Origin of the sequence: Plastoroseomonas hellenica (assembly GCF_018129085.1) — a bacterium.
In the GTDB taxonomy this organism is placed as follows: Bacteria; Pseudomonadota; Alphaproteobacteria; order Acetobacterales; family Acetobacteraceae; genus Plastoroseomonas; species Plastoroseomonas hellenica.
Window position 1 is genome coordinate 17,449 of record NZ_JAAGBB010000012.1, and the last position, 15,198, is coordinate 32,646.

The window sequence follows — 15,198 nt, forward strand, 5'->3', positions numbered from 1 at the left end:
TTTCAAGCCGCTTCGCGCCAGCGATGGCAGGCCACCGCATGGCCTGGCGCCACAGCCTCCGTCGCGGGCGCCCGCTCCGCGCAGAGCGGCAAGGCGGCCGGACAGCGCGGATGGAAGCGGCAGCCTGTCGGGACAGCGCGGAGGCTCGGCGGGTCGCCCTGCAGCGAGGGGCCGCTGTCGCGCCCGTCCAGATGCGGCGCGGCGGCGAGCAGCGCCCGCGTATAGGGGTGGCGAGGTGCTGCGAAGATCTCCGCAGTGCTGCCCTGCTCGACGATGCGGCCGAGATACATCACCGCGACGCGGTCACAGACACGACGCACCACCGAGAGGTCGTGGGAGATAAAGATCAGCGTCAGGCCGAAGCGCCCGCGCAGCGCGCGCAGCAGACGCAGCACCGCCGCCTGCACCGAGAGGTCGAGCCCCGCCGTCGGCTCGTCCAGGATGACGATGCGCGGCCTGAGCAACAGGATGCGCGCGAGGCCGATGCGCCGCTGCTGGCCACCCGAAAGCTCGTGCGGGTAGCGCGCGGCGAGCGCCGGATCGAGCCCCACCGCGCTGAGGGTCTCGGCAATGCGTCCCTGCCGCTCGGCGGCGGCGACGCCATGGATGGCGAGGCCCTCGGCGAGGGTCGCGCCGACCGTCCACCAGGGATCGAGTGCCGCGCCCGGATCCTGGTGCACATACTGGATCGCGGCGCGCGTCGCCCGGGCCTGGCGCGGCGCCTCGCCAGAGACGGGGCGCCCCGCGAGGCGGATCTCGCCCGCCGCCTCGCGCTGCAGCCCGAGCAGGGTGCGAGCGAGCGTCGTCTTGCCGCAGCCGGATTCGCCCACGATGCCGAAGGTCTCGCCCTCCTCGACGGAGAGGTCGACCCCGTCCACCGCCCGCACACCCGGCAGGCGGCGCAGCAGGCGCCGACGCGCGCCGAGTTCCACCACAAGGCTGGAAGCGCCGAGGATTTCAGACAACCGCCATCTCCGGCAGGGGCTCATGATGCCAGGGGCAGGCGACGGAACGATCCTCCGTGAGCAGCAACGGCGGAACCTCCGTGGCGCAGCTCGCATGGGCGATGGGGCAGCGCGGATGGAAGCGACAGCCGGAAGGCTGCGCATCGGCGGCCGGTACGGTGCCGGGAATGCCGATGAGATCGGCGGCGCGATCGGGGTGGCAGGCGAGGAGCATGCGCGTATAGGGATGCTCCGGCGCGTCGAGCACGGCTCGGGTGAGGCCGCTTTCCACCACCCGCCCGGCATAGAGCACGGTCACCTGCTCGCAGAGGGTGGCGAGCACACCGAAATCATGGGTGACGAAGAGCAGGGCGAGGCCGCGCTCGCTCGCCAGGCGCCGCAGCAGCGCCAGGATCTCCCGCTGGGTGGTGACGTCGAGCGCGGTGGTGGGTTCGTCGGCCACCAGCAGGGCCGGGTCGCAGGAGAGCGCTGCCGCGATCAGCAGGCGTTGGCGCTGGCCGCCCGAGAATTCATGCGGGTATTTGTCCAGCGCGCCTTCGGGATCGGGAAGCTGCACGGCGCGGAAGAGCTCGATGAGCTTCGCCCGATGCTGGCGGCGGTTCCCCGGCGCATGGCGGCGCATCACCTCCAGAAGCTGCGTGCCGGCGCGGAAGACCGGGTTGAGCGAGAGATAGGGGTCCTGCGGCACGAAGCCGATACGGCCACGCGCCGAGGCGGCCTGGTCCGACAGGATGTCGCGCCCCTCGAACAGGATGGCGCCGCGCGGGATGCGCGCATGGCGCGGCAGGATGCCGAGGATCGCGCGCAGCAGGGTCGACTTGCCGCAGCCGCTCTCACCCACCACCCCCATCGTGGCGCCAGGGCGGATGACGAGGCCGACATCGTCGAGGATGCTGGCGCGGCCAAGCTGGACGGCGAGCCCGTCCACCCGCAGCAGATCGGGGCCCGTCATCGGCGACTGCGCCGGAGGCGCGGATCGGCGGCATCGCGCAGCCCATCGCCCAGAAGATTGAAAGCCAGCACCAGGAGCAGGATGGCGAGGCCGGGAAAGGTCGGGAACCACCAGGCTTCCGGCAGATACTGCCGCGCCTCGGCGACGGCGAGCCCCCAATCCGGCGAGGGCGGCACCGCGCCCACGCCGAGGAAGCCGAGGATGGCGGCGGTGAGGATGGTGAAGCCCATGCCGATGGTGGCGCGCACCAGGATGGCCGGCGCGGCGTTAGGCAGCACATGCAGCAGCAGGATGCGCAGCGGATGCGCGCCGATGCCGGCCAGCGCATCGACGAAGAGCGCGCCGCGCAGGCGCCGCGTCTCGGCGAAGACGGTGCGGGCGAAGAAGGGCCAATAGGTGAGCGCGAGCGCCACCATCGCGGTGCCGAGCCCCGGCGCCATGAGCTGGCCCAGCGCGAGGGCGAGGATGAGCTGCGGCACGGCGAGGAAGACATCCGTCAGGCGCATCAGGATGTCGGAGAGCCAGCCATCCTTCCAGCCCGCGGCAAGGCCGATGGGAATGCCGATCACCGTGGAGGCGAGGACGACCGAGAGCGCCACGGCCAGCGCGTTGCGCGTGCCGAGGATGACGCGGGAGAGAATGTCGCGGCCGAGATTGTCGGTGCCGAAGGGGAATTCCACCGATGGCTCCCGCAGCCTCTGCAGGAGATGGCTTTCGAAGGCGTCCTCGGGATAGGGCGCGATCCAGGGTGCGAGGATCGCGACGAGGACGGCGAAGATCACGATGACCAGGCCGAGGGCCGCCACGGGATCGCGCAGCAGACGTCGGAGAAGGCTCATCGTGTTCCATCCGAGACGCGGGGGTCGATGACGGCCTGGAGCACATCCACCACCACATTGACGATGGCATAGACCACACCCACCACCAGCGTGACGGCGAGCAGCGCCTTGTAGTCCGCGGCCAGGATCGCCTGCACCGCATAGGTGCCGAGGCCGGGCCAGTCGAACACCGCCTCCACCACCACGGCGCCCGAGATCAGGCCGCCGAAGAGCAGGCCGATCTGCGTGACCGTCACGGTGATCGCGTTGCGCAGCACGTAGATGGCGGCCAGGCGGAACCGCCCATAGCCGGCGGCGCGGGCATAGAGCACGAAATCCTTCTGCAGCGTCTCGAGCACGCCGGAGCGAGTGAAGCGCGCGATGGTCGCAAGGCCGGGCAGGCTGAGCGTCAGCGCCGGCAGCAGCATGTGCAGCATGGCGCTGCTCAGGCGGCGGCCATCGCCCGCCAGCAGGCAGTCGATCAGCAGGAAGCCGGTCACGCGCGGCGGCAGGCCGAGTGCCACGTCGATGCGCCCGCGCAGCGGCAGCCAGTCCAGCTCCATCGAGAAGACCATCTGGAGCATGATGGCGAGCCAGAAGGAGGCGATGGCGAGGCCCGCGACCGAGACCAGCCGCACCAGGTGATCCGCCGGCCCGTTATGGTCGAGTGCCGCGATCAGGCCGAGCGGGACGCCGAGCAGCGTGGAAAGGAGCAGCGCCGCGAAGGTGAGCTCCAGCGTCGCCGGCAGGCGCTGCGCGATCTCCTCCGCGACGGGGCGGCCGGTGAAGATGGAATTGCCGAGATCGCCGGTCAGGACCTGCCGCACATGGATGATCGCCTGCTCCAGGATCGGGCGGTCCAGCCCGTAGCGCGCGCGGATATCGGCGATCTGCGCGGGTGTGGCGGCATCACCCGCCAGCGTCGCCGCCGCGTCCCCCGGGATGACGCGGGAGAGGATGAAGGTCGCGACCACCAGCCCGAGCAAGGCCGGCAGCGCCAGCAGCACCCTGCGGAGGATGAAGGAGAGCAGTTCAGTTCTCCAGCCACATCAGCCGGATTTCACCGCCGGAGCCAACCGGGGAGAATTGGTAGCCCTGCACCCGGCGGGAGAGGCCGCGGAGATTGACCGTGTTGTAGACCCAGATGTCGGGGCTGTCGGTCACCACCTGGCGGATCGCCTGCTGGTAGAGCGTCTCGCGCTCGGCCCGGTCGGTGGAGGCGCGGGCGCGGCGCAGCAGCGTGTCCACCCCGTCGTTGCGATACCAGGAGGAGGCCTTCCAGGTGCCATGGAACTGGCTGTCATACATCTGGCCGACCCAGTTCTCGGGATCGACGAAATAGGTGCTCACCCAGTGGATCCACATGTCGGGCGTGGTCTCCGCCCGCGCGGTGGCGCCGGTGATGCCCGGCCAGGTGTTCGGCACGATGCGCAGATTGATGCCGAGCCGGCGCAGATCGGCCTGGAACATCTGCGCCGCCTGGACCGTCTGGTCGAGCTCCGACTGGATATGGATCTCGATCTCGCGGCCGAGCGGCGCGCCGGCGGCGCGGGCGCGATCGCAATACTCGCGGGCACGCGCCAGGTCGAAGCGGTAGGGCTGGAGGTCGGGCGGGTTGCCCCAAAGATTGTTGGGGTTGGGCCCGCCATTTCGCACCACCTGCCCCCGCAGGATCACGTCGTTGAAGCCTTCGTAGTTGAAGGCATGAGCGAAGCAGAGCCGCGCGTCGCGATTGTCGAATGGCGCGCGCGCATTGTTCATGCGGATGATGAAGGTGCGCATGCTCTCGTCGCGCGCCACGCGGGTGCGCGCATTGCGGTTCACGCGCTCGACCTGGTCGGGGGGCGTGTAGCTGTCGGAGACATCGATCTCGCCGCGCATCAGGGCGAGGATGCGGGTCGAGGTCTCCAGCACCGGCCGTACCCGCACCTCCTCGATCGGCGCGCGGTTCCCGGACCAGCCGCGGAAATGCTCCCGGTAGCGCGTCAGGTCGAGCTGCACCCGTGCCTGGTAGCTCTGCGGCGTGATGCGATAGGCGCCCGAGCCCGCGTCATTGGCGGAGAGCCAGGCGGTGCCGAAGTCATTGTCGCGGATATTGGCCTCGACCAGCCGCGGGTTGACGATAGCCACGAGCGGGATCGCGGAGAGGAAGGGCGCATAGGGCCGGGAGAGCACGAAGCGGATGCCGAGCGGCCCGGTCGCGGTCACGTTCTCCGGGCTCAGCACGGGGGTGAAGGCACCGGCCGGCCCGCGATTCATCCGCAGCAGCCGGCGGAAGGAATAGACCACCGCCTCCGCGTCCAGCGCGCTTCCGTCGTGGAATGTCGCACCCTCGCGCAGGGTGAAATCCCAGGTCAGCCCATCGGCCGAGACGGTGTGACCGGTCGCCAGCCAGGGCAGCAGCTCCGGCGGGTTGCCCTGATAGCGGTAGAGCCCGTCATAGAGGTTGAGCAGGACGAACTGGCTCGGCACGTCAAAGAGCGCGTGCGGGTCGAGCGAGGCCGGCATGGTATCGCCGAAGACGAGAGGACGCTGCTGCGCCTCGGCATCGCGCGGGGCGAGGGGCAGGACCGCCACCAGGGCGGCGAGGAAGAGGGAGCGAAAGGCGGCGCGATGCATGGCGGCGTCTCCGTCGGGCGCGCCATGAAATGCACTGTGCCGCTGCACGGCAAGGGGCAGCGGCACGAAAATCGGGCGATCCAGGCAGCAATTCGCACATGCTGCGTGCAAGTGCCGCTGAGGAAGACGCTCGAAGCCCTCAAGGGATCACGGCACGATCGGCTCAGCCCCAGGGATTGGTGAAGCTGCCGCGCGGCGCGCCCCGGGCGGCGGTGCGGGCCGGCAGCATGCGCGCCGCCATCGCCTCCAGCGCCGCCACCCGGTTCGCGGTGGCGGGGTGGGTGGAGAAGAGGTTGTCCATCCGCTGCCCCGACAGCGGGTTGATGATGAACATGTGCGCAGTCGCAGGATTCGCTTCCGCAGCCTGGTTCACCCGGCCATGGGCGTAGTGTTCCAGCTTCATCAGCGCGCTGGCGAGCCAGCGGGGGTCGCCGCAGATCTCGGCGCCCACCCGGTCCGCCTCATATTCGCGGGAGCGGCTGATCGCCATCTGCACCAGCATGGCCGCGATCGGCGCCAGCACGACCATCAGGATCATGCCGATCGGGCCGAAGGGGCTCTGGCGCCCATTCTCGTCGCGGCCGCCGAACAGGAAGCCGAACTGCGCCAGCATGCCGATCGCGCCCGCGATGGTCGCGGTCAGCGTCATGATCAGCGTGTCGCGGTTCTTGATATGCGCGAGCTCATGCGCGATCACGCCCGCCGCCTCCTCTTCCGTCATCACCTCGAGCAGGCCGGTGTTCACCGCGACCGCGGCACGTTCAGGGCTGCGGCCGGTGGCGAAGGCGTTGGGCTGGTCCTCATGGATCACATAGAGCGCCGGCATCGGCAGCCCCGCCCGCTGCACGAGCTGGGCCGTCAGCTCATAGAGGCGCGGCGCGTCCTGGGGGCCGATCGGCTGGGCGTTGTGCATGCCGAGCACCACGCGGTCGCTGTTCCACCAGGCGAAGACATTCATCGCGCAGGCGACCAGGAAGGCGATCACCATGCCGTTGCGGCCGCCGATCAGGTAGCCGATGCCGACGAACAGCGCAGTCAGTGCCGCCAGCAGCAGGGCGGTGCGGAAATAGCCTCCCATGATCCCTATCTCCCGGCGGTCAGCAATGCTGGTCCTGCGGTGCCAGGGATGCGATCCCGCCGCAAGATGAGAGATGGAAGATGTCATGACACAGTCCAAGACCCCCGCCGCGCCGGAACCGGCCAGCAAGCCCGAGCCCGCCCCCGCGCCCGGCACCACACCCAAGGCACCGCCCATGCCCAAGGAAGTGGACGGTCCGAAGGGGCCGGAGCCGACCCGCTATGGCGACTGGGAACGGAAAGGTCGCGTGAGCGATTTCTGAGACGGCCGCGACTCGGGTGCGACTCGGGCGGCCGCGCGGATCGGAGCGAGAACGCGCTTGTGGCGGTGTTATCGGCCCTGCCACCATCCCTTGTGCGTAGCCGCGCGATTCGCGCCCCGAGTCGCGCGTCAGCGATTCGTTCGCGCGACTCGGACCAAGGGTTTGATTCGGTGAGTTTTGCCGGCGCGCGATTCCGTGCGCGATTCACGGTGCGTTCCAGCGGGCCGAGAATGCGCCCGAACCGGGTCCAGCGGAACGCTCAGAGACCTGTTGGCAATGGCGGCGGCGGAGGGCTGGCGAGGGATTTTTCGTCCCTGGTGTGCTGGCTGACGCAGCCGATGCTGGTTGCATCGGCGAGGAAGCCGACGCGCCAGGGGCGGAAAGACCCGCCAGACCGACCCGCAGCCATTGCCAACAGGTCTCTCAGCCCGGACGGCGCCCGATGACGATGCTCAGGGCGATCAGCCCTGCGCCTGCCAGCAGCAGCGCCGGCGCCGGGCCGAGATAAGCCATTGCATCGCCATAGATCACCGGCCCCAGGCTCTGCCCGCTGAAGAAGCTGAAGGCGTGCAGCGACACCGCGGAGGCGCGGGACTGTGGCGCCACCTCGGTCACCCGGGTCTGGATGCTGTTGTGGATCATGTAGAAGCCGGTGCCGAGCAGCAGCATGCCGGTGATCGCGACCGCGAGCGCCGGCGCCAACCCGACCGCGGCGAGCCCGGCGGCGCTGATCCCGCCACCCAGCATCACCATCCGCCCCTGCCCGATCGAGCGCAGCAGGCCCGGCGCGACGAGCGCGAAGACTATGCCGCCGATACCGAAGGCGCCGATCGCGAAGCCGGCCTCCGCCACGCCACCAAGGCCCCGGTCGCGTAGGATCGGCGCGATGTAGGGGAAGATGCCGTAGATCAGCGCGCCTTCGATCGCGACGGTCGCGAAGAGGAAACGCGCCGTCGGATTGCCGATGATGCCGCGATACCGCCGCAGGGCCACCACCGGGTCGAAGCGTCCGCGCGGCTCGGCCATGCCGCGGCGGAGCTCGCCCAGGACGAAAAGGCCGGCGGCCAGCGATATCGCGGCGCAGAGCAGGATCACACCGCGCCAGCCCATCAGATCGGTCAGGAAGCCGGCCAGCGCGCCGCCGGCGATCTGCCCGCTGATGGCGAAGACCAGCAGCCGGCTGATCGCGACCTGGCGCTGCGCCATCGGCACCGCATCGCCCATGATCGCAAGCGTCACCGGCAGCACCCCGCCCGCCGCCATGCCGGCCAGCACGCGCGCCGCCATGAGCCAGCCGAAGCCCGGCGCGAAGGCACCGAGGCTCAGCATGACCGCGAGGACCAGCAGCGCGACCGTCACCATCCGCCGCTTGCCGGTCGCATCCGCGATCGGCCCGAGGATCGGCTGGATCAGCGCGTAGGGCAGCGAAAAGGCGGTCGCCAGCAGCGCGATCCGCTCCGGCGGCGCCCCGAATTCGATCCCGAGCTCCGCCGCGGCGGGATCGAGCGCGCGGAGCGCGAAGGCCCCCGCGAAGGATGCGGCACCGAAGACGACGGTGAGGCGGAGAACGGATGGTGCGGCGGCTGACATCGGCAGCCATGGTGCGACGCAACATGCGCCGCGTCCATCGCCTCTCCGACCGAGCCGCCCTGATGAACCCGCTACTTGACGCGGTTGTCGATCAGTTCCTGCACCACCGCCGGATCCGCGAGCGTCGAGGTGTCGCCGAGGCCGGAGGTCTCGTTCGCCGCGATCTTGCGCAGGATGCGGCGCATGATCTTGCCGGACCGGGTCTTCGGCAGCCCTGGCGCCCATTGAATGGCATCGGGGGAAGCGATCGGCCCGATCTCCTTCCGCACCCAGGCGACCAGCTCCTTCCGCAGCGCCTCGGTCGGCTCCACGCCGGCGACCAGGGTGACATAGGCGTAGATGCCCTGGCCTTTGATGTCGTGCGGCATGCCGACGACCGCAGCCTCGGCGACCGAGGCATGGGCCACCAGCGCGCTTTCAACCTCCGCCGTGCCCATGCGGTGGCCCGCGACATTGATCACGTCGTCGACACGGCCGGTGATCCAGTAGTAGCCGTCCGCGTCGCGGCGGGCGCCGTCGCCGGTGAAATACATGCCCTTGAAGGTCGAGAAATAGGTCTGCACGAAGCGCTCATGGTCGCCATAGACGGTGCGCATCTGGCCGGGCCAGGAATCAAGCAACACCAGGTTGCCCTCGGCCGTGCCGTCCAGGAGCTTGCCGTCATTGTCGACCAGCGCCGGCTTCACGCCGGGCAGCGGCAGGGTCGCGGAGCCCGGCTTCTGCGCGGTGGCGCCCGGCAGCGGCGAGATCAGGATGCCGCCGGTCTCGGTCTGCCACCAGGTATCGACCACCGGGCAGCGCTCATCGCCGACCACGCGGTAATACCAGAGCCAGGCTTCCGGATTGATCGGCTCGCCCACCGACCCGAGGATGCGGAGCGAGGAGCGATCATGCTTCTTCACCGGCCCGTCGCCGTCGCGCATCAGGGCGCGGATCGCGGTCGGCGCGGTGTAGAAGATATTGACCTTGTGCTTGGCGACCACCTGCCAGAAGCGGCCATTGTCGGGCCAGCTCGGCACGCCTTCGAACATCAGCGTCGTCGCGCCATTCGCGAGCGGGCCGTAGACGATATAGGTGTGCCCGGTGACCCAGCCGACATCGGCGGTGCACCAGTAGATCTCGCCCTCGCGGTAGTCGAAGACATTGTCGTGGGTGAAGCTCCCCCAGACCATGTAGCCGCCGGTGGTGTGCAGCACGCCCTTCGGCTTGCCCGTGGAGCCCGAGGTGTAGAGGATGAACAGCGGATCCTCCGCCCCCATCGGCTCCGGCTCCGCGGTCGCGGGTTCGCCGGCGGTCATCGCATCCCACCAATGGTCGCGGCCATCCTGCATGGCGACGGCCGTGCCGGTGTTCCTGGCCACGATCACGTGCCGGATGGAGGGACAGCTCCTGAGCGCCTCATCCGCATTGGCCTTCAGCGGCACCTTGCGCCCGCCACGCCGGCCCTCATCGGCGGTGATCAGCACGATGCACTCCGAATCCTGGATCCGGGACGCGAGGCTGTCCGGGGAGAAGCCGCCGAACACCACCGAATGCACCGCGCCGACCCGCGCGCAGGCCAGCATCGCGACGGCGGCTTCGACGATCATCGGCATATAGATGCAGACGCGGTCGCCCTTCTTCACGCCAAGCCTGCGCAGCGCATTGGACAGCTTGCAGACCCGCTCATGCAACTCCCGGTAGGTGACCTTGAGGTCGCTCCCGGGATCATCGCCTTCCCAGAGGATCGCGACCTGGTCGCCGCGCGTGGCGAGATGCCGGTCAAGGCAGGAGACGGAGGCGTTCAGCACCCCATCCTCGAACCACTTGATCGAGACCGTGCCGCTGAAATCCGTGTTCTTGATCCGGGTCGGCGGCTTGATCCAGGCGATGCGCTTCGCCTCCTCCGCCCAGAACCGGTCCGGGTCGGTGGCGGCCGCCTGGGTCATCGCCGCGTGGCGGGCGGCATTGATGCGCGCCTTCACGGCAATCTCGGGCTTCACGGCGATCAGCGTGTCATCCGCCATAGCAGCATTCCTCCCAACCGGGGCACCGGCCTTCTCGGCCCTAGTTGTGCTGCGTGGCGTCGCGCGGCGTCAACAGTGCGGCCGGGGGGCGCCCTGCCGCCCCCCGGGCTGACCCTGTTCCCGGAAGGCGGCCTCAGCGGCGCAGCCAGAAGATCTCGGCGACCGCCGAATCCGCGGGGTAGACGGTGACCGGCCGATTGTTCTGCCACTGCACCACCATGGGTCCCGCCGACTCGCGAAGGCCGTTGGCGTCGAACTTGATGCGCCGGCCGGGATAATAAAGCGCCGCGCCGTCGGTGATGTCGATGCCGCGGAGCGCTTCGGAGACCGCGCGGCGATCGGCGCGGCCAGCCTTCTGCAGCGCGTCGCGCATGATCCACATGTCGCCATAGGTCGCGATGCCGTTCTGGCCCATCCAGGGCTCGCCGGTCGCCTGCTTGAACTCCTCGATGATCGCGTCCTGGCCGCGCGCGTCCCAATTGCCGACCACGGTGATGAAGCCTTCCATCTGCGCCGGCCGGATGTTCTGCAGGAGGTCGGATTGCGCCATGGCGATGCCGCTGCCGATGGTCGGCACGCGGCCGCGGCCCAGGCCGAACTCGTTCATCTTCTCGATCAGCAGCTTGACGTCGGAGATGACGGTGATCGGCATGACCAGCATCTCCGGCCGCGCCTGCCGCACCCGCTGGATCAGCGGGGTCGCATCGGAGAGCGGCGGGGTGAAGGTCTCGTCCATCACGATGCGCAGGCCGAGGCCTGATGCGTCCTGCCGCACTGCCTGCGCGAAGGAGACGGAGGAGGCGGTGTTGTCCGTCAGGATCGCGACCGTCTGCGGCCGCCGCCCTGTCGCCTGCTGCGCCAGGTTCAGCATGATGGGCAGCGATTCCTTGGCCTGGTCGCCGGCCCTGGCCGAGGTCTGGAAGACATGGCGGAAGCCGCGCGAGGTGATCAGGTCGGAATAGCTGAGCGTCAGCATCGGCAGCTCGGCGCGCTCCGTCACCTCGGTCGCTGAGAGGGTGAAGGAGGAGAGATAGGCGCCGGAGCAGGCGACCAGGTCGGGATGGTCAGCGACCATGCGCTGCGCGGCATTCTTCGCCTTCTCGGTCGAATCGCCGCAATCGAAGGCCATCAGCTCCAGCCGCGCGCCACCGAGCGCCGGAACGCCGCCGCGTTCGTTGATGTGCCGCACGGCGAGCTCGGCGCCCATGCGCATGAGCTGACCGAAGCGCGAATAGATGCCGGAGAGCGGCACCAGCAGCCCGACCTTCACCGCGGCACCGGCGGGCTGCGCCCGCACCGCGCCGCCGCCTGTCGCCGCCAGTGCGACGCCGGCCATCAGTTCCCGCCGGGTGGTCCTGAACGTGGTCATCGCCCTTCTCCCTTTCCTGGCCCGGTTGTTCCGGGCCGCTCGCAAGTCTCCCGTCCCTCCGCCCTACATGCCGAGATAGGCCTGGCGGACGCGGTCATCAGCGCTGAGCACGGCATGGGTGCCCTCCAGCACGATGCGGCCGGCTTCCAGCACATAGCCGCGATCGGCGAATTCCAGCGCCTCCGCCACGCGCTGCTCGACCAGCAGGATGGTCAGGCGGGATTCGCGGTGGATCTCGACCAGCCGGGCGAAGATGAATTCCGCCATCGCCGGCGCCAGGCCCATCGAGGGCTCGTCCAGCATCAGGAGCTTCGGCGCCGAGGTCAGGCCGCGAGCGACCGCCACCATCTGCTGCTGCCCGCCGGAAAGCGTGCCCGCCAACTGGTTGCGCCGCTCCGCGAGGATCGGGAACCAGTCCAGCACCCGGGCCAGGTTGCGCGCCCAGTCGCGCTGCCCTGCCGCGGTGCTGGCGCCCATCTCCAGATTCTCCATCACCGTGAGCGACGGGAAGAGCTGGCGACCTTCCGGCACATGCGCGATGCCGAGATGCGGGCGCTTCGCCACGGGAACCTCGGCGAGGTCGGTGCCACCGAAGCGGATACGCCCGGCACTCGGCCGCACCGTGCCGGAGACCGCCTTGAAGAGCGTCGTCTTACCCGCGCCGTTGGGGCCAACCACGGAGATGAACTCGCCTTCGCCGACGCTGAGGCTGACGCCCTTCAGCACCGGCGATCCGCCATAGCCGGCCTGCAGATCCTCAATTTCGAGCACGGGCGCCCCATTTGGTTCCGAGATAGGCCTCGATGACTTTGGGATTGCCGGTGATCTCCGCCGGCAGGCCTTCGGCCAGGACCGCGCCGTGGTCCAGCACGACGAAGCGGTCGACCAGGCGCACCATGGCGTGCAGCGTGTGTTCGATGATGACGACCGTCACACCCTCGGCGGCGACGCGGCGGATCACCTCCAGCAGCCGCTCCACCTCCGGTGCGCCGAGCCCCGCAAAGGTCTCGTCCAGCAGCAGCAGCCGCGGACGTCCGGCCAGCGCGCGGGCGAGCTCCATCAGGCGCAGGTCGAAATTGCTCAGCGTGCCGGCGCGATCGTCGATGCGCGCGCCGAGGCCGACGCGGGTGATCGCTTCCCGGGTCAGGGCGCGCGCTTCCCCGATGTCGCGCGCCTGCACCTCGGCGCCGCTCATGACATTGTCGGCGACCGACATGCGGGCGAAAGGCCGCACCACCTGGAAGGTGCGGCCGACGCCAAGCCGGCAGAGCCGGTTGGGCTGCAGCCCGGTGACGTCGCGGCCGTCCAGCAGCACGCGCCCGGCATCCGGCCGGACGAAGCCGTTGAGCAGGTTGAACGCCGTCGTCTTGCCGGCACCGTTCGGGCCGATCAGCCCGAGGATCTCGCCCGCCCGCACGGTGAAGCTGACATCCTGCACCGCGCGCACGCCGCCGAAGCTGCGCGACAGGCCTTCGACCCGCAGGATCGCCGGCGCATCCGGCCCGGGTGCTTGGCGCGGCGCAACCGGCGGCAGCGAGTCAGGCGCGGGCGGGGCGGCTTCGACCGCGGGCGCGGCGGCCACGCGGCGGCGGCGCAGATCGGCGATCTTCCAATAGATGCCTTCCGGCGCCAGCAGGATCACCACGATGATCGCGGTGCCGAAGACCACGCCCTGGATACCGGGAATGACGGCGCCGAACTGCGCGTGCAGCGTCTCGCCCAGCGGGATCAGCACCAGCGCGCCGATCACCGGCCCCCAGACCGTGCCGACGCCGCCGAACATCGCGACCGTCAGCGCCTGGGCGGAGATCAGCATGCCGAAGACCGCCTCCGGCGTGACCACCAGCAGGATGACCGCGTGGAAGCCGCCGATCGCGCCCGCCAGAGCGCCGCTGAGCGCGATGGTCACGAGCTTCAGCCGCCTGGTGTCGATGCCGACCGCTTCCGCCGCCGCTTCGTTCTGCTTGATCGCGGTCAGCGCCATGCCGTAGCGCGAGCGTTCCATCAGCCGCATCGCCACCATGGCGGCGAAGAGCAGCCCGAGGGCGAGATAGATGTAGATCCGGTAGTCCGTGAATTGCAGGAAGGCCCAGCCGCGCTCCCGGATCAGCGGCAGGGAGACTTCCTGGTGGCCGAGCCAGAGGAAGATGTTCAGGAGCGCCAGCGGATAGGCGAGCATGGCGAGCGCGAAGTAGTGCCCGCGCAGCCGGAAGGTCGGCAGGCCGATCAGGAGGCCTGAGATGCCGCCGACCAGACCCGCGAGCGGGATGCCGAGCCAGGGCGTCAGCCCGTACTGCACGAAGCACAGCGCGACCGTATAGGCGCCGAGGCCGAAGAAGGCAGCATGGCCGAAGGAGATCAGCCCGGTCATGCCGCTGAGCAGGTTCCAGGAGAGGCCGAAGATGGCCCAGATCGGCACCAGCACCAGCGTAAGCTGATGGTAGCTGTTGGTGACGAAGAGGCTGAGCACGGCATAACCCGCGCAGAAGAGAAGGATCGGCAGCAGCATGCGTGCCGGGCTGAGGGTGCGGAACACGTCTAGGTCCGCTCCGCCGAGCGGCCGAGCAGCCCTTGCGGGCGCAGGAAGACGACCAGCAGGAAGACCACGAAGATCGCCGTGTTCTGCAACTGCGTCGGCAGCAACAGCGCCGATCCTTGCTGGATGACGCCGATCAGCAGCCCGCCCCAGAAGGCGCCGAGGGTCGAGCCGAGCCCGCCCAGCACCACGCCGGCATACATGATGATCACGTATTCCAGCCCGACATAGGGGGTGAAGGGATAGCTCGACGCCAGCAGCCCGCCGGCGATGGCGGTGACGCCGATGCCGAGCCCGAAGGTGATGCGGTGCGCACGATCGACGTCGAGGCCCATGTAGAGCGCCGCCTGCACATTGTCGGCCGCCGCGCGCATGGATTTGCCAAGCCGCGACCGCCCGATGAACAGCACCAGGAGGGCCACGACTGCGACGGCGATCAGCGCGCCGACCGCGCGGGCCTGGTTGACGAAGACGACGACATCGCCACCCGCGAGCTCCAGCTCCCAGGCAGTGGAGGAGATGTCGCTCGGGATCGAGACGGGCACGCTGCCGAACAGGATCTGCCCGCCGCTCTGCAGGATCAGCGACAGGCCGAGCGTCAGGATGAGCTGCGCGTAGTGCCCCTCGCCTTCCAGCGAACCGATCCGCGTGCCGGTGACGCGCGAGATCAGGAAGCGCTGCGCGATGTAGCCGAACAGGAACAGCACGGGACCTGCCAGCAGCGCGGCGATGAAGGGCCCGGCCGCGGACCCGAAGACCATCTGCAGCCCGAGCAGGGTGAAGAGATGGAAGGCGACATACATGCCGAGCATCATGAAGTCGCCATGGGCGAAGTTGATCACGCGCATGATGCCGAAGATCAGGCTCAGCCCGACGCACATCAGCCCGTAATGCGCACCCAGCAGCAGGCCGGCGTTCAGCGCCTGCAGGATGCCTTCGAGCTGCAGCATCATCGCCCGGCCCCGCCTCGTTCAGGGTCGGACGCATCAGCCCTTGGCCGCGG

The 15,198-nt window shown here is 69.4% G+C and carries 13 protein-coding genes; 1 reads left to right on the forward strand and 12 read right to left on the reverse strand.

What is annotated here, in order from left to right:
* Nucleotides 1-2 precede the first annotated feature (2 nt).
* The 6 genes from GXW71_RS11505 to htpX form a co-directional block, all read right to left on the reverse strand.
* Nucleotides 3-965 (reverse strand): oligopeptide/dipeptide ABC transporter ATP-binding protein, encoded by a 963-nt coding sequence (locus GXW71_RS11505; RefSeq protein WP_246526490.1) that lies wholly within the window; start codon nucleotides 963-965, stop codon nucleotides 3-5.
* Nucleotides 958-1,917, reverse strand: coding sequence for an ABC transporter ATP-binding protein (locus GXW71_RS11510; RefSeq protein ID WP_211880553.1), 960 nt, complete (start codon nucleotides 1,915-1,917; stop codon nucleotides 958-960). Before GXW71_RS11510 ends, GXW71_RS11505 begins: the two co-directional genes overlap by 8 nt.
* Nucleotides 1,914-2,756, reverse strand: coding sequence for an ABC transporter permease (locus GXW71_RS11515; RefSeq protein WP_211852653.1), 843 nt, complete (start codon nucleotides 2,754-2,756; stop codon nucleotides 1,914-1,916). Before GXW71_RS11515 ends, GXW71_RS11510 begins: the two co-directional genes overlap by 4 nt.
* The gene (locus GXW71_RS11520; protein ID WP_211852779.1) at nucleotides 2,753-3,766 is read right to left on the reverse strand and encodes an ABC transporter permease; all 1,014 of its coding nucleotides are present in this window, start codon (nucleotides 3,764-3,766) and stop codon (nucleotides 2,753-2,755) included. Before GXW71_RS11520 ends, GXW71_RS11515 begins: the two co-directional genes overlap by 4 nt.
* Nucleotide 3,767: 1 nt before the next feature.
* Nucleotides 3,768-5,354, reverse strand: coding sequence for an ABC transporter substrate-binding protein (locus tag GXW71_RS11525; RefSeq protein WP_211852654.1), 1,587 nt, complete (start codon nucleotides 5,352-5,354; stop codon nucleotides 3,768-3,770).
* Nucleotides 5,355-5,517: 163 nt separating this feature from the next.
* Nucleotides 5,518-6,432: a zinc metalloprotease HtpX gene (gene htpX, locus GXW71_RS11530; protein ID WP_211852655.1), complete on the reverse strand. Its 915-nt coding sequence runs from the start codon at nucleotides 6,430-6,432 to the stop codon at nucleotides 5,518-5,520.
* Between the two features lie 85 nt (nucleotides 6,433-6,517).
* On the opposite strand from htpX, the gene GXW71_RS11535 reads away from it, so the two are divergent.
* Nucleotides 6,518-6,694: a succinate dehydrogenase assembly factor 4 gene (locus GXW71_RS11535; protein WP_211852656.1), complete on the forward strand. Its 177-nt coding sequence runs from the start codon at nucleotides 6,518-6,520 to the stop codon at nucleotides 6,692-6,694.
* 423 nt (nucleotides 6,695-7,117) lie between these two features.
* Here the strand turns inward: GXW71_RS11535 and GXW71_RS11540 are convergent, their stop codons facing one another.
* The 6 genes from GXW71_RS11540 to GXW71_RS11565 all read right to left on the reverse strand — a co-directional run bounded on the left by GXW71_RS11540 (nucleotide 7,118) and on the right by GXW71_RS11565 (nucleotide 15,148).
* Nucleotides 7,118-8,284 (reverse strand): MFS transporter, encoded by a 1,167-nt coding sequence (locus tag GXW71_RS11540; protein ID WP_211852657.1) that lies wholly within the window; start codon nucleotides 8,282-8,284, stop codon nucleotides 7,118-7,120.
* A 71-nt stretch (nucleotides 8,285-8,355) separates the two neighbouring features.
* Nucleotides 8,356-10,290: an acetate--CoA ligase gene (gene acs / locus GXW71_RS11545; RefSeq protein WP_211852658.1), complete on the reverse strand. Its 1,935-nt coding sequence runs from the start codon at nucleotides 10,288-10,290 to the stop codon at nucleotides 8,356-8,358.
* A 133-nt stretch (nucleotides 10,291-10,423) separates the two neighbouring features.
* On the reverse strand, nucleotides 10,424-11,659 hold the full coding sequence (locus GXW71_RS11550) for an ABC transporter substrate-binding protein (RefSeq protein ID WP_211852659.1): 1,236 nt from the start codon (nucleotides 11,657-11,659) through the stop codon (nucleotides 10,424-10,426).
* A 63-nt stretch (nucleotides 11,660-11,722) separates the two neighbouring features.
* Nucleotides 11,723-12,430, reverse strand: coding sequence for an ABC transporter ATP-binding protein (locus tag GXW71_RS11555; RefSeq protein ID WP_211852660.1), 708 nt, complete (start codon nucleotides 12,428-12,430; stop codon nucleotides 11,723-11,725).
* Nucleotides 12,417-14,195 carry a branched-chain amino acid ABC transporter ATP-binding protein/permease gene (locus GXW71_RS11560; protein ID WP_367617288.1) on the reverse strand — a complete coding sequence of 593 codons (1,779 nt, stop codon included), beginning with the start codon at nucleotides 14,193-14,195 and terminating at the stop codon, nucleotides 12,417-12,419. Before GXW71_RS11560 ends, GXW71_RS11555 begins: the two co-directional genes overlap by 14 nt.
* A 2-nt stretch (nucleotides 14,196-14,197) precedes the next feature.
* Complete coding sequence (locus GXW71_RS11565; protein WP_211852661.1) at nucleotides 14,198-15,148, reverse strand: branched-chain amino acid ABC transporter permease; 951 nt, start codon at nucleotides 15,146-15,148, stop codon at nucleotides 14,198-14,200.
* Nucleotides 15,149-15,198 lie beyond the last annotated feature (50 nt).

Excerpts from the sequence above, each read along its gene's own strand:
- GXW71_RS11510 (WP_211880553.1), bottom strand. The coding sequence starts at position 1,917 with ATGACGGGCCCCGATCTGCTGCGGGTGGACGGGCTCGCCGTCCAGCTT.
- acs (WP_211852658.1), bottom strand. The coding sequence starts at position 10,290 with ATGGCGGATGACACGCTGATCGCCGTGAAGCCCGAGATTGCCGTGAAG.
- GXW71_RS11515 (WP_211852653.1), bottom strand. The coding sequence starts at position 2,756 with ATGAGCCTTCTCCGACGTCTGCTGCGCGATCCCGTGGCGGCCCTCGGC.
- GXW71_RS11540 (WP_211852657.1), bottom strand. The coding sequence starts at position 8,284 with ATGTCAGCCGCCGCACCATCCGTTCTCCGCCTCACCGTCGTCTTCGGT.
- GXW71_RS11565 (WP_211852661.1), bottom strand. The coding sequence starts at position 15,148 with ATGATGCTGCAGCTCGAAGGCATCCTGCAGGCGCTGAACGCCGGCCTG.
- GXW71_RS11550 (WP_211852659.1), bottom strand. The coding sequence starts at position 11,659 with ATGACCACGTTCAGGACCACCCGGCGGGAACTGATGGCCGGCGTCGCA.
- GXW71_RS11525 (WP_211852654.1), bottom strand. The coding sequence starts at position 5,354 with ATGCATCGCGCCGCCTTTCGCTCCCTCTTCCTCGCCGCCCTGGTGGCG.
- GXW71_RS11535 (WP_211852656.1), top strand. The coding sequence starts at position 6,518 with ATGACACAGTCCAAGACCCCCGCCGCGCCGGAACCGGCCAGCAAGCCC.
- htpX (WP_211852655.1), bottom strand. The coding sequence starts at position 6,432 with ATGGGAGGCTATTTCCGCACCGCCCTGCTGCTGGCGGCACTGACTGCG.